The following is a 22,250-nucleotide window of genomic DNA, read 5'->3' as shown; positions in this document are numbered from 1 at the left end:
GCGATGATGGTCTCGTCGACTCGGGTCGAGGAGGAGCGATGGCGACAGGGAGTCCCGTGCTCCTGTCGCGAGCCCGACTGCACGACGCCCTCGACGGGGCGACCACGCCCCTGACGGTCCTCGCGGCGCCCAGCGGGTTCGGGAAGACGAGCCTGGTCCGGGCCTGGGTGGACACCCTGGTCCCGCCGGACCCTGACGCCGACCCTGCCGCCGACCCTGCCGCCGAGGTCGTCTGGGTGACGCTCGAGAACGACCTCGAGTCCCGCTCCGCCTTCTGGCAGACCGTGCTGGCGGCGGCGGGCCGGGTCGGGATCGTGGACGGTACGGCGACCGGCCTGCTGACCGAGATCGAGTCGAGCTCCGACCCGGCCGCGGTGATCGCCCGCGGTCTCACCGGCCGCGACCGTCCGGTGCTCGTGGTCGACGCCTACGAGAAGGTCCGCGCCGCGGCGGCGCAGGTGGACACCGACCTGCTCCGGTTGGTCCGTCTGGTCCCGCGGCTCCGGGTCGTCATCACGACCCGGACGCCCGGTGGTCTCGCCGGCCCTGCCCGCAGCCTGCGCGGCGAGGTGCACGTGCTCACCGAGGACGACCTCGCCTTCACCCTCGACGAGACCCGCGACCTGGTGGCCGCGTTCGGCGACCCGAGGCGTGCCGATGCCGCGCCGGCCCTGTACACGGCGACGCACGGCTACCCGCTGGCGCTGCGCGCCGCGCTGCTGGCCCGGCCCCAGGACCGACCGCGGGCCGCGGCGGGCCACCGCGACCCCGCCTGGCAGGCCCTGGTGGCCGAGGACCTGCGGGGCCAGCTCGCCCGCGGCGCGGCGTACCCCTTCGTGCTGGCGACCAGCGTGCCGCCGTACTTCGACGCCGAGCTGGCCCTGGAGCTGGCCGCCGCCCTGCCCGGGGTCACCGGACCGGCGGAGGTGAAGGAGATCCTCGACGACCTGGAGTGGAACGGCTTCGGACGCTGGATCCCCTTCGCGCCGGGCCACCAGGTCTTCCAGTACGTCGAGCCGCTGCGCGACGCGATGCTCGCCGAGGCCCGCCGGCAGCCCGCCGACGAGCAGCGGCGGGCGGCGGAGCGCAGCGCGTCGTGGCTGTATCGCCACGGCAGCTACGAGGCGGCTCTGGAGATGGCCGTCGGCGCCGGCCTCTTCAGCATCGCGGCCCGGGTCTACGCCGCGGTGGTGGTGACCACCCAGGACGCCACGTCGGCCGGCCTGGTGGACCGCCACCTCGCCTCCGTCCCGAGCCGGGCGCTCACCCAGTTCCCCGCGCTGGCCTTCGGCCGCGGGCTGGCCTGCTTCCGTGACCCGTCGCTGCGCGGCGCGGCGGCCGACTACTTCCGGATCTCCGCGCGCTGGGACGGGCCCCGGTTCGCGAACCCGACCGCCGGCGAGTACCTCCTCGGGTACGTCGCGAAGGTCGTCAGCCTGCGCCTGCTCGGCCGGGTCGAGGAGTCCGGGCGGGCGGCCGCGGAGGCGCTGTCCTTCCACGAGCGGATGCCGGACGGCGATCGCGAGCGGGTCGCCTTCCTCGGCCCGATGGCGCTGCGCAACCTCGCCTACTCGCAGTTCCTCGCGGGCGACCCCGAGGGCGCGCGCGACAGCACCGCGCGCGCGGTCGCGATGGCCACGGACCCGGTGGTGCGCAACCACACCGCGGTGTACGCCGTCGGCCTGGGCGCCTTCGAGGGCCGCACGGTCGAGGCCCGCTCGGCGCGGTCGCTCCTGACGCCGGCGGCATGGCGTCCGGGCGAGGACCGGTCCTACGCCAACGCCCTGGGCCGGATCGGCGAGGCGATCCTGCTGCTCGACGACTTCGACTTCGCCGGTGCCGCGGCCGCCTTCGAGGCCACGACCTTCCGCGACACCACCGAGCACTGGCCGCTGCTGACCTGGACCCTGCTGCATGCGCATATCGGCCTGGGGACCGCGGCGGCCGAGGCGCGGCGGGTCGAGGAGCTGCTGCGCCGCACGCCCGCCCCGCCGGTGATGGGCGACAGCGTCGGGGCCGCCGCCGTCCGGGGCGCGTTGGCGGCGTCCTGGCTCGCCGCCGGAAACCACGCGCGGGCCACGGCGGTGCTGCGCTCCCGCACGAGGTACGCCGGGCAGCTGGCGCCCGCGGCCGCGCTGGCCGGCCTGCTGGCGGGCGACGCGGCGGGCACCCTCGCCGCCCTGCCGGCGTGGGAGGCGGACCGCGGGCACACCGCGCGCTCCCTGGCCGCCCTGCTCGTCCTGGGCGCGGCGGCCGCCGCGCGCACCGGCCAGGAGGAGGCGGCGGCCGCCCTGCTGGAGCGGGTGCTCGCCCAGGTCGGTGCCGGCGGTGCCCAGCTGCACCTGCTGTACCTCCCGCCGGAGGACGTCGCCGCCCTGCGCCGGACCGCGGCGCGGCGCAGCAGCCTGGCGGTCCAGGACCATCTGGCTGCGCCGGTCCCGGCCTGCTTCGTCGCGGCCCCCACCGTGGTGGCGCTGACCCGGCAGGAGCGGGCCGTCCTCGCGGCGCTGGCGCAGCACCCGAGTCGCAGCGAGCTCGCGGCCGCGATGCACCTGTCGGAGAACACCGTGAAGACGCACCTGCAGCGGATCTACCGCAAGCTCGGCGTCAGCTCGCGCAAGGCGGTCATCGAGCGCGCGATCGAGCTCGACCTGCTGTAGGCCTCCGCTCCGACGCGGTGGGGTGACTTTCGGGGCGACTTGTGGCCCGGTGCCCTTGCCGAGACCGACGGGGCGGCGTTCGGTGGAGTCGCCCGCAGCGTGACCGGCCTGCGGGATCCCCCGATCGGAGTCCTCCCCATGCGCGCACGCCGTCGCCCGGCCGTGGCCCTCGCCCTCGGCGCGGCCACCCTGCTCCTGCTGACGGGCATCGCGCCCGCCGCGGCCGACGACCCCGCGTCCCCGGACGGCACCGCCGCCGCGACCACCGACGCCGCCTCCGGGACCGAGGCCGGCGCCGGCGCCACGGCGGAGCCCGAGCCGACCCCGGAGAGCGAGCCGACTCCCGAGAACGAGCGGACAGAGAGCGAGCCGCCGGAGAGCGAGCTGACGGAGACCGAGTCGACGCCGGAAGGCGGGCGGGGCCCCGCCTCCCCGACCGGGCCCGGTGACGATCCGGCGGGACCGGCCGAGCCTGCCGAGCACGCGGGACAGCCCGAGCAGCCCGAGCAGACCGGGCAACCTGAGCAGACCGCGGACGCGGCGGCGACTCCCACCGGGATCGTGGTGGATCCGCGCTCGGGCACCACACGGGCCGGTGTCGCGGTGGGGTACGAGGTGTGGACCATCGGCGCCCAGGGGATGGCGCTGACCGACGTGACCGACGAGGCCGTCGTGGAGTTCGTGGGCGACGCCGGCTCGTGTGCCGCGGGCTCGTGCCTGTCGACGAGCAGCGGGCTCTTCCCGCTCAAGGCGACCTGGGGTGGCTTCACCGCCTTCAACCGATTGCGGGTCGCACCCGGCGAGCCCACCGGGATCATCCTCCGGCCCGCGACCGCCACCGTCGGCGTGGGCGGCAACCGGGTCTTCGAGGCGAAGCTCGCCGACCAGTACGGCAACCGCGTCGACGACGCCGACGAGGTCGACTTCACGCCCGACCCCGGGCTGTACTGCACGACCGAGACCGCCAGCATCCGATGCTGGCCGACCGCGCCGGGCACCTACACCATCACGGCGAACCTGCGCAGCGACCCGACCCGGACGGCCACCTCCACCCTGGTCGGGGAGCCCGGCGACGACGCCCTCGCCGGGATCTCCGTCGACCCGCGGATGACGACCGTCGCTGCCGGAGCGCCGGTGCCGCTGGTCGTCCAGGGGCTGACGACCAGCGGCCACGACGTCGACGTCACCGACCGGGCCACGGTCCGGGCCTGGCCCGTGAACGGGAACGGCGTGCCGGACCTGACCGCCGAACGCGAGTGTCCCGCCGCGACGTGCACGTTCACCGACGTGGGCAGGTACCGCATCCTGGTCACCGTCGCCGGCTCCACGCTGACCGCCGACGCCGAGGTCGAGGTCGTGCCGGCCGCACCCGTCGGGCTCGTCCTCGACCCCGCCGAGGCCGCCGTCACGGCCGGCACGACGCACGCCTTCCAGGCGGCACTCGTCGACGCCCACGGCAACCGCATCCCGGCGGAGGGGGCGACCTACACGATCGAGGCGCCCGGCACCTGCGCCGCGGGCGCCTGCACGTCCGCCACCCCGGGCACCTACGTCGTCACCGCCCACCACGACGGCCGGTCGGCGGCGGCGACGCTGCGGGTCCACGCCGACACCCGGCCGACGCAGGGCATCGCCCGGATCGAGGTCGCGCCGACCGCGCCGAGCGTCCTGGCGGGCGAGCCGGGCACGTTCGTCGTACGCGCCTACGGCCCCGGCGGCGAGCCGCTCGGCACCGTCACCGACGACGCCACGCTCACCATCGAGGGGGCGGGCACCTGGCGCAACGGCATCTACGGCGAGCGCCGCCTCACCTGCAGCGCCGACACCTGCACGTCGACCGTCGTCGGCGAGCACGCCGTCACCGCCCGGTTCGGCGAGCTGACGGCGACCACCACGATGGTCGTCGTCAGCGACGGCTCCGGCGTGTTCAGCGGCCTCGCGCCGGCGAACGCCGTGATCAGCGCGGGTGAGACGCAGACCTTCCTCCCGGGCCTCATGGATCGCTACGGGAACCTGGTCGAGGTCTCCGCCACGTTCGGCCGCCTCGAACTGCGGGGCAGCGCCGGCGTGACGTGCACCGGCCAGGTCTGCGGCTCGACGAAGGCGGGCGCCTACCTGATCGCGATCAAGTCGGTCAACGGGATGGAGGTCGACGAGGAGACCGCCTGGCTCTTCGCCGGCGTCCTGACCGTGGTCCCGGGCCCGGTCGACCGGATCGGCATCGACCCGGCCAGCGTCACCGTCCCCGCCGGAGAGTCGGCCGAGCTCACGACGACCGCGTACGACGCCTACGACAACGTGGTCGCCGACGTCACCGACGAGACCGACCTCGTCGCCGCTGCGGGAGCCACCTGCACGACCGGCCGCTGCACCAGCACCGTCGCGGCGACGTACCCGGTCACCGGCACCTACGACGGCAAGACGGCCGATGCGCAGCTCCGGGTCGTCCCGGGGCCGGTCGACGAGGTCGTCGTCTCGCCCGGCACCGCGTCCATCCGGACCGGCGAGACCCAGACGTTCACGACCACGGGCCTCGACGCCTTCGGCAACGAGGTGGGCGATCTCACCGAGGCGACGACCTTCACCGTGTCCGAGCCCGGCACCTGCGCCGCCAACGCGTGCGGGTCCGGCCGGGCCGGCGAGCTGACCGTCACCGGTTCGTACGTCGTGCCCGCACCTCCCCTGCTGCAGCGGCTCGCCTCGGACGGACCGGGCGCCGCGTTCGCCGCGCCCGGCGACACCGTCACCGGGACGGCCACCCTGACCGTCACCGCGCCGGGCACACCCGGCCCCGGGACGACCGGTCCGGGCGCGGGGAGCCCGGGTGGCGGCACCCCCGGCGACGACGGGACGGGCGGGGCCGGCGGCAAGGGAGGCAGCGGCAAGGGCGGACCCGGCGGGACCGGCTCCGGGCCCGGGACCGGGGCCGGCGGGCAGGGCGCCGGCGCCGGGGACGCCGGCGCCCTGCCCGCCACCGGATCCGAGGTGACCTGGTGGCACGGACTCGTCGCCGCGCTGCTCCTCCTCGCCGGCCTCGCAGTCGTGGGCACGTCCCGCCGGCGACACGCCCGCTGAGAGGACCGCAAGACCGGCCACGAAAGAGCTTTCCACAGGCGGCCCATGAATCGAACATATGTTCGACTCATCTGATAGGATCGACGTACGTCGCGCTCTCGGAAAGGCCGCACGATGACCGTCGCACCACTCGTTGAGCAGCCGTTGCTGGCCGCGGTGGCCGACGCGCGTGCGGTGCTGGGTCGGGTGGCCGACCTGCAGCCGTTGTACCTCTCGGTCGGGGAGAAGGAGCGACTGCTGGTCGAGTCGGCCCGACTGGCGGCGCAGGTCGACGAGCTTCGGCTGCGCTGTCTCGCCGAGGCAGGAGATGTCGCGGACAAGCACGGTGCCCGTGACGCCGGAGCCTGGCTGGCACACGCCACCCACCTCGACCCGGCGGCCGCGAGCGCCGATCGACGACTCGCCGGCGCCTTGCAGGACCGGCCGCTGCTGGCGGCCGGCATGCGAGCCGGTGGCGTCAACGCGGCACAGGCCCGAGTGATCGCGGCAGCCGTCGATGACCTGCCCGATCGACTCGGGGCCGACCTGCGCGCCGATGCCGAGGCTCGGCTGGTCGACTATGCCGGCGAGTTCGGTCCCGCAGACCTGCGGCGACTCGGCCGACGGATCCTCGACGTGCTCGCGCCGGAGATCGCCGAGGAAGAAGAGGCCAAGCGAATAGAAGCCGAGGAAGCCGCCGCCCGCGAACGGGCCTCCCTGAAATTCCGCAACCTCGGCGACGGACGCTCCCGGATGTCCGGAGTGCTCCCGACCAGCACGGTCGAGCGACTCAAGGGCTATCTCGACGCCCACACCAATCCCGCCCGCCGCACCTCCGACACCAGCGGTACCGACGACATCGACACCGGCCCGACCGAGGACGCGAAACCCGACCTGAACCCGGACCTGGCGCGCTCGCCGTTCCACCGCCGCCGGGCCTGGGCCTTCATGGACCTGCTCGAGCTCCTCGACCCCGACCGCCTCCCTGAGCACGGCGGCGACGCGACCACTGTCACGGTGACCATCAGCCTCGACCAGCTCCGCACGGACCTCGCCACCGCCGGCCTGCTCACGGGCGAGGGAGAGGAGACGATCTCCGCGAGCGAGGCACGACGCCTGGCCTGCCAGGCCCGCATCATCCCGGTGGTCCTCGACGGCCACGCACGCGTACTCGACCTCGGTCGGTCGGCCCGGTTGTTCCAGCCCGCCCAGCGCGTGGCGATCCGACTCCGCGACCACGTCTGCCGTGCCGCGGGATGCACCATCCCCGCCCGCTGGTGCCACCTGCACCACCTGGATCCCTGGTCCAGCGGCGGGGCCACCGATCTCGACCTCGCCGTGACCCTGTGCGGCCACCACCATCAGCGCATCCACGACCACCGCTACACCCACACCCGCCTCCCCAACGGCGACATCCGCTTCCACCGACGCACGTAGGTCGACGGACACCGGGGCTGGATAGGCTCACACCAGCCCACCGCCCCGGAGGAACCCATGTCCGTCGTCAAGATCAACGCCATCCAGGTCCCGCCCCAGGCCGGCCCCGAGCTGGAGAAGCGGTTCGCCGCACGCGCCGGGGCGGTCGAGGGTGCGCCGGGCTTCCTCGGCTTCCAGCTCCTGCGGCCCACCGCCGGGGAGGAGCGCTACTTCGTCGTGACCCAGTGGGCCGACGAGGAGTCCTTCGCGGCCTGGCGGGACGGGGACGCGCGCGCGGCCCACGCGACGCCGGCCGGCGAGGCCCCGCGCAAGCCGGTGTCGACCGGCGCGGACCTGTTGGAGTTCGAGGTCGTGCTGGACGTCAAGCCCGCCTGAGCGATCCCGGTCCCGGTCAACAGCCGGCGGGCACCGCGGCCTGGGCGGCAGTGACCGCTGCGGTCGCCGCCGCCTGGTCGGACCGCACGGCCGCGAGCGCCTTCCGGGCCGCCTTCGCGCGCTTCCTCGCCTTGGCGATCTTGGCCTTCGCGGCGCCCGCCTTCTTCAGCTTCTTGAGCTTCTTGGCCATCGTGGCCGCCTTGACGCTCGCCGCGTCGACCACCGTCGCGGCGGCCGTCGCCGCCGCGCTCGCCCCGGCCAGCGCGTTCGCGGCCGCCGCGCACGCCGCCGGGTCCTTCACCGGCCCGCGCGGCGCGGACTCGGCGAAGCCGGGCTCGGCGAAGCCCGCGGCGGTCACGACCTCCTGGACGACGATGCTGCGGCCCGCGTCGCCCGGCCGGACGACGTACGTCGGGGAGGGTCCGGTCGCCACGATCGCGTCACCGGCCGACCACACGTAGGACTGGACCTCGGCGTCACCGGGCTCCCACACGCCGGGGGTGACGGTGAGGGTTCGGCCGACCTCGGGCGTGCCGGTGATCACCGGCGGCTGGACGTTCGCGATGCTGCGCCCCGGGTCTGCGCCCGTGCACTCCCCCGCGTCCGCGGAGGTGAGATTGGCGTCGATGCCGGCACGGTTCTGGCTCCCGACCTCGATCGGCGTCGCGCCCTCCGGCGTCCCGGCACCCGCGTAGAACTCGCACCGGTGGAGCGCCGGGTCGCGGAACCGGACCAGATAGGAGCCCTCCGGAACGGTCAGGGTGTAGCTGCCGTCCAGTCTGCTGAACGTCCAGTCGTCCTCGGTCCACGGCTCGGACACCGCGACCGATGCGTCGCGCCAGGACACCCGGGCGAAGCCCCGGGCCACGCCGTCGACGGTGACCCGGCCGGTGATGGTGCGCGCGGCCGCGAGCTGCGGGCTGACGTCGTCGACGCCGGCGGCGTCGACGGGGACCGGCGTCCCGTCGTCCCACCGCTGCGCGAACCATGCCCCGCCGTCCTGGTCGTCGAAGAGGATCGTGTAGCTGCCCGGGACGGCGCGCAGGCGGTAGGACCCGTCGGCGGCCGTCCTCGCGCTGGCGACCGGGGTCACGCAGTCGTCGCCGCACGACCCGGACGCGGAGACCGTGATGCCGCCGATCGGGCGGTTCCCGAGATCGGTGACCACACCGGAGACATGGGACAGCGGCGCGAACCGGATGTCGATGCCGGTGGCGCCGCCGACCGGTACGACGAGGTCGCCGCCGTCGTACGACCCTGTGCCGTAGCCGTAGGTCTCCTGTCCGCCGCCCACGGGGAGGGCGTTGCCCTCCGCCCTGACCCGATAGGTGCCGGGTGCCACCGCGACCGCGTAGCCGCCGACACCGGTCGTCGTCTCGGCGACCACGTCCCAGAAGCCGCCTCCCGCGTTCTGCAGCACCTCGACGCGCGCGCCGAGGACCGGCACCCCCGCGTCGTCGCTCACGACGCCGGAGACGGCGACGGCCGGGGTGAGCTGGGCGTCCACGACGACGTCCGCGGAGGACAGCGCGAGGGTCGTCGCCCTGCGCGGCACCCGCGCGTCGTCGTACCACTCCGTGGCGTAGCCGCTCGCGCTGAACCGGAGCCGATAGTCGGTCGCGGCGAGGGAGAGCGCGGAGGTGTCGTAGCGGCCGGTGGCGTCGGTCGACGTCGTGCCCGCCTGGATCCAGAGCGTGCCCGTCCGTGTGTAGAGGGTGAGCGACGCCCCGGCGATCGGGTCCCCCTCGCCGTCGGTCACGTGACCGGTGATGACACCGGCGGCCGCGGCCGCGGGCGGCCCGGCCACGCCGAGTCCGCCGAGACAGCCGAGGACCAGGACCAGCGCGACGAGCGGGCGGAGGAGTCGGAGAGGGGGCACGCAGGTACAACGGCCCGCCGTCCCCGGGGGAACGGCGGGCCGCCGATCTCGTCCGGCCGTCTCGTCCGGCCGTCTCGTCCGGCCGTCTCGTCCGGCCGTCTCGTCCGGCTACTTCATCAGGTAGCAGGGCTCGGTGAACTCGTAGCCCTCCGCGGTCGCGCCCGTGAACGGGTCGACGGCCACGGAGACCTTCGACGACGACGCCTGGTCGACCTTGTTGAGCTGGGTGACCCGGACGGCGTCCTCGTTGGGGTCGCCGGCCCAGTTGGCCGTGCCCTCGGGCAGGGTGCCCTCGCTCTCGATGCCGGTCAGGCTGTTCGCCACGTCGACCATGCCCTCACGGTCGAGCTTGTCGTCCTCGATCGCCTTCTCGAGGATCGCCTTCATGACGTAGCCGCTGCTGTAGCCGATCGAGAACCAGTCGTTCGGCGCGGTGCCACCGGCCGCCGCCCGCATCTTCTCCATGCCCGGGGTGTCGGCGTCCCAGGTCGGGAACGACGACGCCTGCATGTACATCGCCTCGATCGCGGGGCCCGCCGGGGAGGCGAGCACGGCGGCGTTCCAGCTGGGGATCGAGCCCACGAAGCGGCCCTTGAAGCCCTGCTGCGCGGTGCCGCCGACGACCGCGGCCATCTCCTTCGGGCTGGTCGCGATGACCACGAAGTCCGGCTGCGCCTTGAGGACCGCGCCCACCGCCGCCGACTGGTCGTCGCCGCCGTCGACCGTGCCGGTCGTGATGTCGGTGAACTCCAGGCCCCGCTCCTCGGCGGCGATCCGGGCACCCACCATGGCGTCGTCGCCGTAGTCGCCGGGGAAGTGCACGACGGCGACCGACGTCGCGCCCTCGTCGGCGGCGTAGTCGACGATGTTCATCGCCTCCGTGCAGTAGCTCGAGCCGACCTCGATGGAGGTGTCGTCGAAGATCCAGTTCGACCCCAGCGAGGCGGGCCCGAGCAGGATCGACTCGCTGGTGGCGTCCTCGAGGATCGCGTTGGTGTGCGCGGTGCCCAGCGACTGGCCCACCGCGAGGATGTCGTCCTTGATCTCGTTGAACAGCTCCGCGTGCTTCTCCGGGTCGTAGCCGCTGTCCTTGACGTACTCGGTCACGTTGACCTCGTAGTCGCCGATGCCGCCGTCGGCGTTGACGCCCTCCCAGAACGCCTTCTGGCCCGCGGTGAACGGCTCACCGACGCCCTTGAAGACGCCCGTCAGGTCGGTGATCGTCCCCAGATAGATGCAGCCCTTGGCGTCGTCGACCGCCTCGGGACACGCCTCGTCGGTGACGCCCGGCGCCGCGCCACCCCCGCCGTCCCCGTCGCCGCCGTCGTCACGACCGCAACCCGTGACGGCCACGGACAGGGTCAGCGCGCTGGCGAGGACGCCCAGCCTTCTCGACCTACGATTCACGGTTCCTCCTGGGTTTCTGGTGCGGTCCCCGGCTCAGTACGAGAAGGGGAAGCTCTTCCAATAGGTGCGGATCCGGTGCCAGATCCCGAACAGGCCACGGGGCTCGAACAGCAGGAACACGACGATGAGCACGCCGTACATGACCTGCTCGAACTCGAAGATGTTGGGGTGCTCGCTGGCCGAGTCGGACAGGAAGGGCACGAACGCCGGGAGCTCGCTGGCGATCCGGGGCAGCAGCGCGATCAGCATCGCGCCCATGATCGTCCCGGAGACCGTCGCGACGCCGCCGATGAGGACGATCGCGATGAACTGCACCGACATGAGCAGGCTGAACGACTCGGGCGTGAAGTGCCCGGTCCCCGCGTACAGCAGCGAGCCGGCGACCCCGGCGTAGAACGACGACAGGGTGAACGCGATGACCTTGTAGCGGGTGAGGTTGACCCCCATCACGCCGGCGGCCACGTCGCGGTCGCGGATCGCCGCGAACGCCCGCCCGATACGCGAGCGCGCGATGTTGCGGGCCGCGACGGCGGCGATCACCAGGATCGCCAGGAACAGCCAGTAGAGCTTCTGCTCCTCCGTCCAGCCGCCCTTGAAGCCGTTGTCGACCGTGAACTCGATGCCGAGCAGAGCGGGCTTCGCGGCCTCGCGGCCGACCTGCGCGCCGCCGCTCATCTCGTCCCACTCGAAGAAGAAGTACTGGCCGATGAACACCAGCCCGAGCGTGACGATCGCCAGGTAGAGCCCGCGCAGCCGGGTCGCCAGGGGCGCGACGAGGGCGCCGCACGCGGCCGCGACCAGACCGGCGCCGAGCAGCCACAGCGGCATGGCGTCGATGCCGAGGCCGAGGTAGCGGCCGTCCGGGTCCCCCGCCATCACGGCCGCGGTGTAGGCACCGACCCCGACGAAGAACGCGTGGCCGAGCGAGACCTGGCCGGCGTACCCGGTGACCAGGTTCAGCCCGAGCGCGCCGATGGCGAGGACCAGCCCGCCGCCGAGGATGACGAGGAGGTCGTCGGCGACCAGGAGCGGGAGGAGTGCCGCGACGACCAGGATCGCCGCGACGCCGACCATCTTGGCGCGCGTGTTGAGCAGCGCCATGTCCTGCTTGTAGGCCGTGTAGAGCTCCGGCCGCCCCCACGGAGTCCCGATGCTCATACCCGTTCGACCTCCCTCGTGCCGAACAGGCCGTAGGGCCGGACGAGCAGCACCACCAGCATCACGAGGTAGGGCGTGATCGAGCCGATGTTGGTGTCGAGTCCGGGGAACCACTGGCGGTGGTACGACGCCACGACCTGTTGCGCCACCCCGATCAGCAGCCCGCCGAGCACCGCGCCGCCGAGCGAGTCGAGCCCGCCGAGGATGATCACCGGCAGGGCGGCGAGCGCGATGTGCCACAGGTTCTGGTCCATCGTCCGGCCGCTGGCGGCGAACACGCCCGCGACGGCGGCCAGTCCGCCGGCGAGCGCCCAGGACACCGCGAACACCGCGCCCACGCTGACGCCCTGGGCCATCGCCGCCTCCTGGTCCAGCGCCGAGGCGCGCATGGCCAGGCCGATCGGCGTCCAGCGGAAGAAGGCGAACAGCGCCAGCACCAGCACGGTCGTCACGACGAAGGCCGCGATGTGACGGTGCGCGATGTAGACGCCGCCGATCTCCCAGGCGTCGATGCCCCACGGATCGCCGACCTGACGGGGGTCCCGGCCGATGAAGGCACCGGCGACGACCCGCACGACGATGTCGATGCCGATGGTGATGATGGCGATCACGAAGACGGCCTTGCCGACCATCGGCCGGATCGCGACCCGCTCCACGACGAGCGCGACCCCGGCGATCGCGATCGCCCCGACCACGACCGCTGCCACGAACCCGATCGACGGCGAGAGGTAGGACACCAGCACCGCGCCGGCCAGCATGAAGGCGGGCTGGGCGAAGCTGATCACGCGCATCGACTTGTAGATGATCACGAAGCCCAGCGCCAGCAGGGCGTAGATCGACCCGAGACCCACGCCGCCCGCGACCGCGCCCAGGAACTGGGTCATGCCGCCCCCTCCCGTCCCGCGACGTACATCTCCTCGACGAGGTCGTGGAACATGGCGTCGATCGCCGATCGCTTGACCTTCTGGGTCGCGGTGAGCTCGCCGTCCTCGTGGTCCAGCTCCTTGGGCAGCATCCGGAAGTGCTTGATCTGCTCGACCGGGTTGTGCCGGCTGTTGACGTCGTCGACGATGCCCTGCACCAACGCCCGGACCTCCGGCTTCTCCGCCAGGTCGCGGTACGTCGTGAACGCCAGTCGCTGCTGCTGAGCCCAGGCGCCGACGGTGTCGAGCTCGATGCCGATCAGCGCGGTGAGGTACTTGCGGCCGTCGCCGAGGACGACCGCCTCCTTGACGAACGGCGAGGCCTTGAGGGCGTTCTCGATCTCCGACGGCGCGACGTTCTTGCCGCCGGCGGTGATGATGATGTCCTTCATCCGGTCGGTGATCCGCAGGTGCGTGCCGTCGACCCACTCCCCCACGTCGCCGGTGTGCAGCCAGCCGTCGACGCTGATGGTGCGCTCGGTGGCCGCCGGGTCCTGCCAGTACCCGGCGAAGACCGCGGCGTGCCGGGTGAGGATCTCGCCGGTCTCCGCGTCGAGGCGCACCTCCGTCCCCTCGTGGATCTCGCCGACCGTCCCGAGCCGGACCCGCCCCGGCCGGTTCGCCGTCGCGATCGCGGTGTTCTCGGTCATGCCGTAGAGCTCGTGCATCGGCACGCCGATGCCCATGAAGAACTGCAGCACCTCCGGGGCGATCGGCGCCGCCCCGCTGCTCGCGTGCCGCACCCGGCGCAGGCCGAGCCGGTCGCGCAGCGCACGGTAGAACAGCACCCAGCCGACGGCGTACGCCAGCCGGGTGCCGATCGTGTGCCGCCCGCCGGTCGCCGCCAGCCGGGCGCCGAGCCGCTCCGCGCGCCGCAGCCAGAAGGCGGCGTACCGGCGCTTGGCCCAGGTCGCGGAGTCGAGCTTGATCCGGGTGGTCGCGAGCAGCTTCTCCCAGATCCGCGGGACCGCGAAGAACAGCGACGGCTGCACCTCGCGCAGGTTCTGGGGCACGGTCTCGATCGACTCGGCGAAGTTGACCTGGGTGCCCGCGCCGGCGTTGTACCAGGTCGTCAGCACCCGCTCCGCGACGTGGCACAGCGGGAGGTACGACAGCGTCAGGTCACGCGGACCCGGCGGCGGGTCGGCGAACGGGCTGCGCTCGAGCACGGTCTCGAGGGCGAACTCGGCATTGCCGATGGTGAGCATCGCTCCCTTCGGCGGACCCGTCGTGCCGGAGGTGTAGACGAGCGTCATGACGTCGTCGGGCTCGGCCGCGTCGACGAGCGCGTCGACCGCGCCCGGGTTGGCGGCGCGGTGCTCACGGCCGAGCTCCAGCAGCCGGGTCCAGGTCATCAGCCGCGGGTCGTCGTACGGCGAGAGGCCGCGCGGCTCGACGTACACGATCCGGCGCAGCTGCGGGACGTCCTCGACGCCGAGGGCCTTGTCGACCTGCTCCTGGTCCTCGGCGAGATGGAGGCAGGCGCCGCTGTGGGAGAGCAGGTACGCCGTCTCCGCGGTCGGGTTGGTCGGGTAGAGCCCCACGGTGATGGCGCGGACGGCCACGGTCGCCATGTCGAGGAAGAGCCACTCCGGCCGGTTCTCGCTCTGCACCGAGACCCGGTCGCCCGGCCGCACGCCGAGCGCGAGGAGCGCGTGGCCGACGTCGACCACGGTGTCCCAGTAGTCGGCCCAGGTGATCTCGCGCCAGATGCCGAGCCGCTTCTCGCGCATGGCCACGCCACCGGGCGTCGCCCGGGCCCGGTCGCGGATGCGGGTCACCACGGTGCGGGTGGTCATGCCGAGGTCTCCTCGCCGGCCGCGGCGTCGACGGCGACCTCGGCCGCTCCGCCGAGGTAGGCCCGGATCACGTCGGGATCGCGCTGCACCTGCGCCGGAGTGCCGGTGGCGACCGGGGTGCCGAAGTCGACGACCAGCACCCGGTCCGCGATGTCCATGACCAGGCCCATGTCGTGCTCGACCATGATCATCGGGATCTTCAGCTCGTCGCGGATGTCGAGGACGTAGCGGGCCATGTCCTCGGTCTCCTCGAGGTTCATGCCGGCGACCGGCTCGTCGAGCAGCAGCAGCCGCGGCTCCATCGCCAGCGCCCGGCCGAGCTCGACCCGCTTCTGCACGCCGTACGGCAGCAGGCCGACGGGCAGCTTGCGCCACTGCTCCAGCTCGAGGAAGTCGACGATCTCCTCCACCCGGCGCCGGTGCCGCAGCTCCTCGTTGCGGGCCCGCCCGACCCAGGCGAGGGCGGCGAAGGTGCCGTAGCCGATGTGCTGGTGCCGACCGAGCATCAGGTTGTCGAGCACCGTGAGGTTGGCGAACAGCTCGATGTTCTGGAACGTGCGGGCCATGCCCAGCCGGGCGATCGCCGGCGGCCGCATCCCCAGCAGTGACGTGCCGTGGAGCGCCACCCGGCCCCGCTGCGGCCGGTAGACACCCGAGAGGACGTTGAAGATGCTCGTCTTCCCCGCGCCGTTGGGCCCGATCACCGCGAACAGCTCGTCCTCGCCCACGGTGAAGCTGACACCGTTGACGGCCTTGACCGCGCCGAAGGACAGGTGGACGTCCTCGAACTCGAGGACGGTGCCACCGGGGGCGCTCATGACGCCCACCGCTTGCGGCGCCGGTAGTGCTTGACGTTGCGGAACGAGGAGGCAGCCTCGCCGTCGGCACCGAGACCGAGGTAGAACTCACGGACGTCGGCGTCCTCGCGCAGCTCGGCGGCCGGCCGGTCCATGACGACCCGGCCGTTCTCCAGGACGTAGCCGTGGTGGGCGATCTCCAGTGCCATCGTGGCGTTCTGCTCGACGAGCAGGATCCCGGTCCCCTGGCCGTTGATCTCGACGACGATGTCGCGGATCTGCTCGACGACCTTGGGCGCGAGGCCCAGCGACGGCTCGTCGAGCAGCAGGTAGCGGGGATCCGACATCAGCGCCCGGCCGATCGCGAGCATCTGCTGCTCGCCGCCGGACAGCAGGCCGGCCTGTCCGTCACGGCGCTCGCGCAGCACCGGGAACAGCCCGTAGACCCGCTCCAGGTTGGCCTTCAGGTTGCGCCGGTCGGCGTACGCGCCGACCCGGAGGTTCTCCTCGGCGCTGAGCTCCTTGAAGACCCGGCGGCCCTCGAGGACGTGCTTGATCCCGCGCCGGGCCAGGGCCGAGGGCCCGAGGTGGCCGACGCGGTCACCGTCGAGCGTCACCGTGCCCTTGCGGATCTCGCCGTCGTGGACGTCGAGCAGCCCGGACAGCGAGCGCAGCAGCGTCGACTTGCCGCCGCCGTTGGCCCCGAGGAGCGCGACGATGCGCCCGTCCGGGACTCCGAGGCTCACGCCGCGCAGAGCGAGCACGACGTCGTCGTACACCACCTCGAGGTTCTGCACAGCGAGCACCCGCGCCCCCTCCGACTGTGATCGACATCACAAGTTCGGAGGAATGTAACGGCACCTGTCGTACCTTGGACAGTGGTTACCCGCTGGTAGGTCCGGAATGTTACCGACGGTCGCAGGCAGCGGGACGGGTCAGCCGGGTCACAGGAGTCGCGCAGCGCGGCGCAGGTCGGCGGCCACCGCGCGCCGGGCGGCGCGGGTCAGCACCCGGCCCAGGCCCAGCCCGCGCACGGCGAACTCGGCGCCGACCCGGCAGCGCGCCGGATCGGCCGGATCCGCGGCGAAGGCGAGCTCCAGGCGCGCCCGGAAGGGTCCCCACTCCCCCTCCTCCGCCCAGCGGCGCGGTCGCTCGGACACCGTCGTGCGCATCCGCGGCCGGACACCGGGCACCACGGTGACGTCCGTCCAGGCGAGGCCGTCGGGACGCACGTCGGCGACCGCGCGCAGCGACGACTGCCAGCCGGGCCGGTGGCGGGGGTCGGCGAGGTGGTCGAACGCCCGCTCCGCGGACACCGGGAACGGGACGACGGTGCGCGCCGCGGAGCTCAGAGGATCGCGCCGGGGCGGTAGTCGGCGGCGCCGGGGTGCGCGGCGACGACGGCGGCGACCCGGCGGCACACCTCCTGGGTCTGCGCGACCGCGGCACCGGTGAAGGTGATCGGCTCGGCGACGAGCGACTGCAGCTGGCTCTCGGTGAGCCCGAGACGCTCGTCGGCGGCGAGCTTGGCGAAGACGTCGTTCTCGGCCTGGCCCTGGCGCATGGCCAGCGCGGTGCCGACCGCGGCCTCCTTGATCGCCTCGTGCGCGCTCTCCCGCCCGACACCGTTGCGCACGGCCGCCATCAGCACCTTGGTGGTCGCGAGATAGGGCAGGTAGCGGTCGAGCTCGCGCTGGATCACCGCGGGGAAGGCGCCGAACTCGTCGAGCACCGTGAGGAAGGTCTGGAAGAGCCCGTCGACGGCGAAGAAGGCGTCGGGCAGGGCGACGCGTCGTACGACGGAGCAGGAGACGTCGCCCTCGTTCCACTGGTCGCCGGCGAGCTCGCCGACCATGGAGAGGTAGCCGCGGGTGACGACCGCGAGGCCGTTGACCCGCTCGCAGGAGCGGGTGTTCATCTTGTGCGGCATCGCCGACGAGCCGACCTGGCCCTCCTTGAATCCCTCGGTCACGATCTCGTTGCCGGCCATCAGGCGGATGGTGGTGGCGAGGTTGGACGGCGCCGCGGTCAGCTGGACCAGCGCAGAGAGCACGTCGAAGTCGAGGGAGCGCGGGTAGACCTGCCCGACGCTGGTGAGGACCCGGTCGAAGCCGAGGTGGCGCGCGACCCGCTGCTCGAGGTCGGCGAGCTTGTCCGCGTCGCCGCCGAGCAGGTCGAGCATGTCCTGCGCGGTGCCCATCGGGCCCTTGATGCCGCGCAGCGGGTAGCGGGCGAGGAGGTCCTCGATCCGCTCCACGGCGATCATCAGCTCGTCGGCGACGGTCGCGAACCGCTTGCCGAGGGTGGTCGCCTGCGCGGCGACGTTGTGGCTGCGGCCGGCCATCACGGTGGCCTCGTGCTCGGCGGCCAGGCGGCCGAGCCGGGCGAGCGTGGCGACGGCACGGTCCCGGAGCAGCGCGAGGGACTGCTTGACCTGCAGCTGCTCGACGTTCTCGGTGAGGTCGCGGCTGGTCATCCCCTTGTGGATGTGCTCGTGCCCGGCGAGCGCCGCGAACTCCTCGATCCGCGCCTTCACGTCGTGGCGGGTGACCCGCTCCCGGTCGGCGATGCTCGCCAGGTCGACGTCCTCGACGACCTTCTCGTAGGCCTCGACCACGCCGTCGGGGACGTCGATCCCGAGGTCCTTCTGCGCCTTGAGGACGGCGATCCACAGCTGCCGCTCGAGCACGATCTTGTGCTCCGGTGACCAGATCGCGGTCAGGTCGGCGGCGGCGTAGCGGGTGGCCAAGACATTGGGTACGGCGGTCGGCGCGGTCACGGGTGCTGATTCTCCCATGTCCACCGGCGAACGGCTCAGCCGCCGAGGATCGTCGCCAGGTCGAGCGGGACGACGCCGTGCGTGCCCACGCTCACCTCGCCGGCCGGGGTCTCCTCGTCGAGGTGCAGGAGCACGCTCCACTCGCCGTCCTCGTTGCCCAGCACGTCGATGCTGTGCAGCCTGCGGTCGACGATCCAGTACTGCCCGACACCGCCGGCGACGTACTCCAGCGACTTGCGGAACAGGTCCTCGTTGCGGGTACTGGGCGAGAGCACCTCGACCACCAGGATCGGCGGCTCGGTGACGTGGTGCCCCTCCGGCCGGCGCTCGGTCACGAGCAGGTCCGGGATCCGGATCCGGTTGCGCGGCAGCCGCACGGCCACCTCGGGATAGACCTTGACGCCGGTGAGCGACTGCCGCAGGAGGATCAGCAGGTTCGCCGCGGCGTCCTGGTGGTCGGGTGACCCGGTCACGTGGAACACGGCCTCGCCGTCGACCCACTCGACCTTGGGCTGCTGTGGGAGCGCGAGCCATTCCTCGTAGGACATGGAGACGCGCCGGAGCCCGTCGGTCTCCTCCACGGCCGCCACTGACACATCCATCCCCTCCATTCTGGCTCGTCGTCGGGCCCGGGGAAAGACCAGCACGGATCAGCGGAGCCTGCTCCCGCCCTCCACAGGCATCACCGGAGCAGAGGTGCGCACCGGCTCAGACGAGGACCACCGTGTCGACGTCGTCGAGCAGGATCCGGTGCCGAGCTCGCGGTTCCACTCGACCCGGACGCCGTGCCGCTCCAGGACCGGGAGGACATCGCCGACCATCAGGTCGACGGTGAGGCGCTCGTAGGTCGCTCCTCGTCGGCGTCAAGGGGAAGACGTCGGGTCAACGCAGCGGACGCACCAGGACCAGCTCGCCGTCCTCGGTGCTGCCCCGGATGCCGGTGAATCCGGTCTTGGCGGCGACCCGCAGACTGGCGGCGTTGTCGGGCGCGATCGAGGCCCGGACCCGGACGCCCGCAGCGTCGGCGCGGGCGAGCAGGGCCGACAGCGCCTCCGTGGCCAGGCCGTAGCCGCGGGCGGCGGCGACCAGCCCGTAGCCCACCTCGACCTCGGGCACGTCGTCGGCCGCCGGCTCGGGCGGTCCGAAGAAGCCGATCGAGCCGATCACGAGACGCTGCTTGCGCGACACGATCGACCGCGGACCCCACGGATCGCCGTCACGCCACAGGGTCGCGGCGCCGCGGTCGTCCTCGTGCGGGAAGTCGTCGTGCCAGCCGGGCAGCCGCGCGCCGGCACGGATCGCGCTCACCGTCGGCTCGTCCCAGAGGACCAGTTCGAGGCGCTCGGTCCCCACCCCGGCGGGACGATGATCAGTCATCGAGCGGCACCGCACGGCCGTCGTACGCCGCCAGCTGCTCGGCAACCGTGGCCAGGTCGCGGCGCCACACGTCCTCCGGACCCGGCGGCAGGATGTCGTCCCAGTCGACGGCGAAGGAGCCGCGGATCGACGACAGCCGGGCGGTGCGCGCCATGAACCAGGTGTGCAGGTGCTCGGCGCCGTCGCCGATGCGCTGCACGTGACAGCGCGCGATGTTCGGCAGTCCCTCGACGATCCGGGCGATCCGGACCGCGAGCACACCGTGCTCGGCAGCCATCGCGTCGTCGAGATCCGGGAGGTCGAGGTGGGCCGACGGCTCCAGGATGAGCACCAGTGGCAGTCCGCTGCGCTCGGACAGGTGACGCAGGCGCCACCGGTCGTTGGCCCAGATCACCCCACGGGACACGTCGGTGCAGGCCGCGCAGTCCACGCCGCCCTTGCCCTCGCGCGGCTCCTCGGGGGCCGGTGGGGCTAGCGGCTTGGCCGCCAGCGCGCCGTCGACGACCTCCCACGGGAAGGCGTCCCAGGCGACGACGGACGGCAGCGGGACGCGACCGTCCTCGCCGGCAACGGCACTCACCCGGGCGTGGACCTGTTCGGCGGACTCGGCCATGGCGCCACTCTGCCACCGAGCACCGGTGCACCCCGCACGCAGGTCAGGCAGTTCAGGCAGGTCAGGCAGGTCAGGCAGGTCCGCGCGGGTCGCGGCGCTCCACTGCGCCGGTCAGGCGCCCAGCATCCGCTGCCACCAGACGATGTCGATCCAGCGGTCGAACTTGCGGCCGACCTCCCGCAGCACTCCCTGCCGCTCGAACCCGCACGCCTGGTGCAGGCCCTCGCTCGCGTCGTTGGGCAGGGCGATGCAGGCTAGGGCGGTGCGCATCCCCGCCGCCTCCAGGCGCGGCAGGAGCTCGCCGTACAGCGCACGTCCGAGGCCGCGCCCGGTCGCGGCCGGGTCGAGATAGACCGTCACCTCGCGGGTGCGGTCGTAGGCGCCGCGGTCGCGGAAGGGGCCGGAGTAGGCGAACCCGAGGACCGCGCCGTCGGCGGCAGCGACGAGGAAGTGGTCGCCCGGGTGCGCCGAGGCGAGCTTGCGCTCCCAGTACGAGCGGGGCGGCGGCTCGGTGTCGAAGGTGGCGTGACCGTGCCGGACCTCGCGGGCGTAGATCGCGGCGACCGCATCGAGGTCGGCGTCCGTCGCCTCGCGGACGGCGGCCGCCCGGTCGCCGGGGACGGACGACTCAGCCATCGGCCAGGGAGGCGCCCTCGACCACGCCGAGCGGCTCCGCCGCGATGTCGGAGCGCCGCTGCATCCCGGGGAAGGCGATGAGGTCGGCGGCGGCGTACGCACGGGCCCGGGCGTCGGCGACGTCGTACCCGACGGCGCGCACGGCCAGGACCCGGCCCCCCGCGGTCACCAGGTGCCGGTGTCCGGGGTCGCCCTGCTCGGGCGCGGCCACGATCGCCGTCCCGGCGTGGATGACGTCGACGTCGCTGACGCCGTCGGCGCGCCCGACACCGGTGATGACGTCGCCCTTCGACGACGAGGCGGGATAGCCGGCCGAGGCGAGCACCACGGTGACCGAGGCGGCGTCGCGGAACCGGGGCGCCGCGACGTCCGCGAGCCGGCCCTCGGCCGCGGCACGGAGCAGCTCGCCGAGCGGCGACTCCAGCAGCGCCAGCACCGGCTGCACGTCGGGATCGCCGAACCGGCAGTTGAACTCGATGACGCGGGGGCCGGCCGCTGTCAGCGCCAGGCCGACGTAGAGGCAGCCGACGAACGGCGTCCCGCGGCGCGCCATCTCGTCGAGCGTGGGCTGCACGACGGTCGCCATCACGGTGGCCGCGAGGTCGGCGGGTGCCCACGGCAGCGGCGAGTAGGAGCCCATGCCACCGGTGTTGGGGCCGCGACCGCCGTCGAAGATCCGCTTGAAGTCCTGCGCCGGCTGGAGCGGGTGGGCGGTCGTGCCGTCGCACACCGCGAACAGCGAGACCTCCGGGCCGTCGAGGAACTCCTCGACCACGACCCGTCCGCAGCCGGCCGCGTGGGCGAGCGCCTCGGCCCGGTCCCGGGTCACCACGACACCCTTGCCCGCGGCGAGGGCGTCGTCCTTGACGACGTACGGCGCCCCGAACTCGTCGAGCGCGGCCGCCACCTCCTCCGCGGTGCTGCACGTGCGCGAGCCCGCGGTCGGCACGCCCCCGGCGGCCATGACCTCCTTCGAGAAGGCCTTGGACCCCTCGAGCATCGCCGCCGCCCGCGACGGGCCGAAGACGGCGACGCCGGCCTCGCGGACCGCATCGGCGACACCCGCGACGAGCGGCGCCTCCGGACCGACGACGACGAGGTCGGCGCCGATGTGCGTCGCGAGGTCCGCGACCGCCGTACCGTCCATCGGGTCGACGTCGTGCAGGGTCGCGAAGGCGCCGATGCCCGGGTTGCCCGGCGCGGCGTGCACCTCGCTCACCCCGGGGTCGCGGGACAGGGCGAGAGCGAGGGCGTGCTCGCGGCCGCCGGTGCCGATCACGAGGGTCTTCACGGACGCCCAGCCTAGATGAGCGTCCGCCACCGGCCGACGCCCGGACGGCACGAGGCCCCCGGCGC

At 73.3% G+C, this 22,250-nt stretch carries 18 protein-coding genes; 4 read left to right on the top strand and 14 right to left on the bottom strand.

Annotation, left to right across the window (positions count from 1 at the left end; translation table 11 throughout):
* Positions 1 to 38: 38 nt before the first annotated feature.
* The 4 genes from ACPZVR_RS01890 (at position 39) to ACPZVR_RS01875 (ending at position 7,526) form a co-directional block, all read left to right on the top strand.
* Positions 39 to 2,660 carry a helix-turn-helix transcriptional regulator gene (locus ACPZVR_RS01890; protein WP_436697870.1) on the top strand — a complete coding sequence of 874 codons (2,622 nt, stop codon included), beginning with the start codon at positions 39 to 41 and terminating at the stop codon, positions 2,658 to 2,660.
* A gap of 138 nt (positions 2,661 to 2,798) precedes the next feature.
* A complete protein-coding gene (locus tag ACPZVR_RS01885) occupies positions 2,799 to 5,735 on the top strand; it encodes an LPXTG cell wall anchor domain-containing protein (protein WP_436697869.1) in 2,937 nt (978 codons plus the stop codon).
* Positions 5,736 to 5,849: 114 nt separating this feature from the next.
* The gene (locus tag ACPZVR_RS01880; RefSeq protein ID WP_436697868.1) at positions 5,850 to 7,151 is read left to right on the top strand and encodes an HNH endonuclease signature motif containing protein; all 1,302 of its coding nucleotides are present in this window, start codon (positions 5,850 to 5,852) and stop codon (positions 7,149 to 7,151) included.
* Between the two features lie 57 nt (positions 7,152 to 7,208).
* Entirely contained in the window at positions 7,209 to 7,526 is a 318-nt protein-coding gene (locus ACPZVR_RS01875) for an antibiotic biosynthesis monooxygenase family protein (protein WP_436697867.1), read from the top strand.
* Positions 7,527 to 7,542: 16 nt separating this feature from the next.
* Here the strand turns inward: ACPZVR_RS01875 and ACPZVR_RS01870 are convergent, their stop codons facing one another.
* The 14 genes from ACPZVR_RS01870 to purD form a co-directional block, all read right to left on the bottom strand.
* Positions 7,543 to 9,405 carry a carboxypeptidase-like regulatory domain-containing protein gene (locus ACPZVR_RS01870; RefSeq protein WP_436697866.1) on the bottom strand — a complete coding sequence of 621 codons (1,863 nt, stop codon included), beginning with the start codon at positions 9,403 to 9,405 and terminating at the stop codon, positions 7,543 to 7,545.
* A gap of 108 nt (positions 9,406 to 9,513) precedes the next feature.
* Positions 9,514 to 10,812 (bottom strand): ABC transporter substrate-binding protein, encoded by a 1,299-nt coding sequence (locus ACPZVR_RS01865; RefSeq protein ID WP_436697865.1) that lies wholly within the window; start codon positions 10,810 to 10,812, stop codon positions 9,514 to 9,516.
* 33 nt (positions 10,813 to 10,845) lie between these two features.
* The gene (locus ACPZVR_RS01860) at positions 10,846 to 11,970 is read right to left on the bottom strand and encodes a branched-chain amino acid ABC transporter permease (RefSeq protein ID WP_436697864.1); all 1,125 of its coding nucleotides are present in this window, start codon (positions 11,968 to 11,970) and stop codon (positions 10,846 to 10,848) included.
* Entirely contained in the window at positions 11,967 to 12,854 is an 888-nt protein-coding gene (locus ACPZVR_RS01855) for a branched-chain amino acid ABC transporter permease (protein ID WP_436697863.1), read from the bottom strand. Before ACPZVR_RS01855 ends, ACPZVR_RS01860 begins: the two co-directional genes overlap by 4 nt.
* Positions 12,851 to 14,692 (bottom strand): AMP-dependent synthetase/ligase, encoded by a 1,842-nt coding sequence (locus ACPZVR_RS01850; protein WP_436697862.1) that lies wholly within the window; start codon positions 14,690 to 14,692, stop codon positions 12,851 to 12,853. The genes ACPZVR_RS01855 and ACPZVR_RS01850 overlap by 4 nt, the downstream gene beginning before the upstream one ends.
* Positions 14,689 to 15,510 (bottom strand): ABC transporter ATP-binding protein, encoded by an 822-nt coding sequence (locus ACPZVR_RS01845; RefSeq protein ID WP_436697861.1) that lies wholly within the window; start codon positions 15,508 to 15,510, stop codon positions 14,689 to 14,691. The genes ACPZVR_RS01850 and ACPZVR_RS01845 overlap by 4 nt, the downstream gene beginning before the upstream one ends.
* Positions 15,507 to 16,295 (bottom strand): ABC transporter ATP-binding protein, encoded by a 789-nt coding sequence (locus ACPZVR_RS01840; protein WP_436697860.1) that lies wholly within the window; start codon positions 16,293 to 16,295, stop codon positions 15,507 to 15,509. Before ACPZVR_RS01840 ends, ACPZVR_RS01845 begins: the two co-directional genes overlap by 4 nt.
* Positions 16,296 to 16,433: 138 nt before the next feature.
* Positions 16,434 to 16,910 (bottom strand): SRPBCC family protein, encoded by a 477-nt coding sequence (locus ACPZVR_RS01835; RefSeq protein ID WP_436697859.1) that lies wholly within the window; start codon positions 16,908 to 16,910, stop codon positions 16,434 to 16,436.
* Positions 16,838 to 18,286 carry an adenylosuccinate lyase gene (gene purB, locus ACPZVR_RS01830; protein WP_436697858.1) on the bottom strand — a complete coding sequence of 483 codons (1,449 nt, stop codon included), beginning with the start codon at positions 18,284 to 18,286 and terminating at the stop codon, positions 16,838 to 16,840. The genes ACPZVR_RS01835 and purB overlap by 73 nt, the downstream gene beginning before the upstream one ends.
* Positions 18,287 to 18,303: 17 nt before the next feature.
* The gene (locus ACPZVR_RS01825) at positions 18,304 to 18,870 is read right to left on the bottom strand and encodes a Uma2 family endonuclease (protein ID WP_436697857.1); all 567 of its coding nucleotides are present in this window, start codon (positions 18,868 to 18,870) and stop codon (positions 18,304 to 18,306) included.
* Positions 18,871 to 19,150: 280 nt separating this feature from the next.
* Complete coding sequence (locus ACPZVR_RS01820; protein ID WP_436697856.1) at positions 19,151 to 19,645, bottom strand: GNAT family N-acetyltransferase; 495 nt, start codon at positions 19,643 to 19,645, stop codon at positions 19,151 to 19,153.
* On the bottom strand, positions 19,638 to 20,258 hold the full coding sequence (locus tag ACPZVR_RS01815) for a hypothetical protein (protein ID WP_436697855.1): 621 nt from the start codon (positions 20,256 to 20,258) through the stop codon (positions 19,638 to 19,640). The genes ACPZVR_RS01820 and ACPZVR_RS01815 overlap by 8 nt, the downstream gene beginning before the upstream one ends.
* A 111-nt stretch (positions 20,259 to 20,369) precedes the next feature.
* Positions 20,370 to 20,894, bottom strand: coding sequence for a GNAT family N-acetyltransferase (locus ACPZVR_RS01810; RefSeq protein ID WP_436697854.1), 525 nt, complete (start codon positions 20,892 to 20,894; stop codon positions 20,370 to 20,372).
* Entirely contained in the window at positions 20,887 to 22,185 is a 1,299-nt protein-coding gene (gene purD / locus ACPZVR_RS01805) for a phosphoribosylamine--glycine ligase (protein ID WP_436697853.1), read from the bottom strand. Before purD ends, ACPZVR_RS01810 begins: the two co-directional genes overlap by 8 nt.
* Between the last annotated feature and the right edge of the window lie 65 nt (positions 22,186 to 22,250).

The sequence above is a fragment of the Nocardioides segetis genome (genome assembly GCF_051390595.1).
In the GTDB taxonomy this organism is placed as follows: Bacteria; Actinomycetota; Actinomycetes; order Propionibacteriales; family Nocardioidaceae; genus Nocardioides.
Note: the sequence above shows the minus strand (reverse complement) of the source record. Positions and strands in the feature narration are given on the sequence as shown.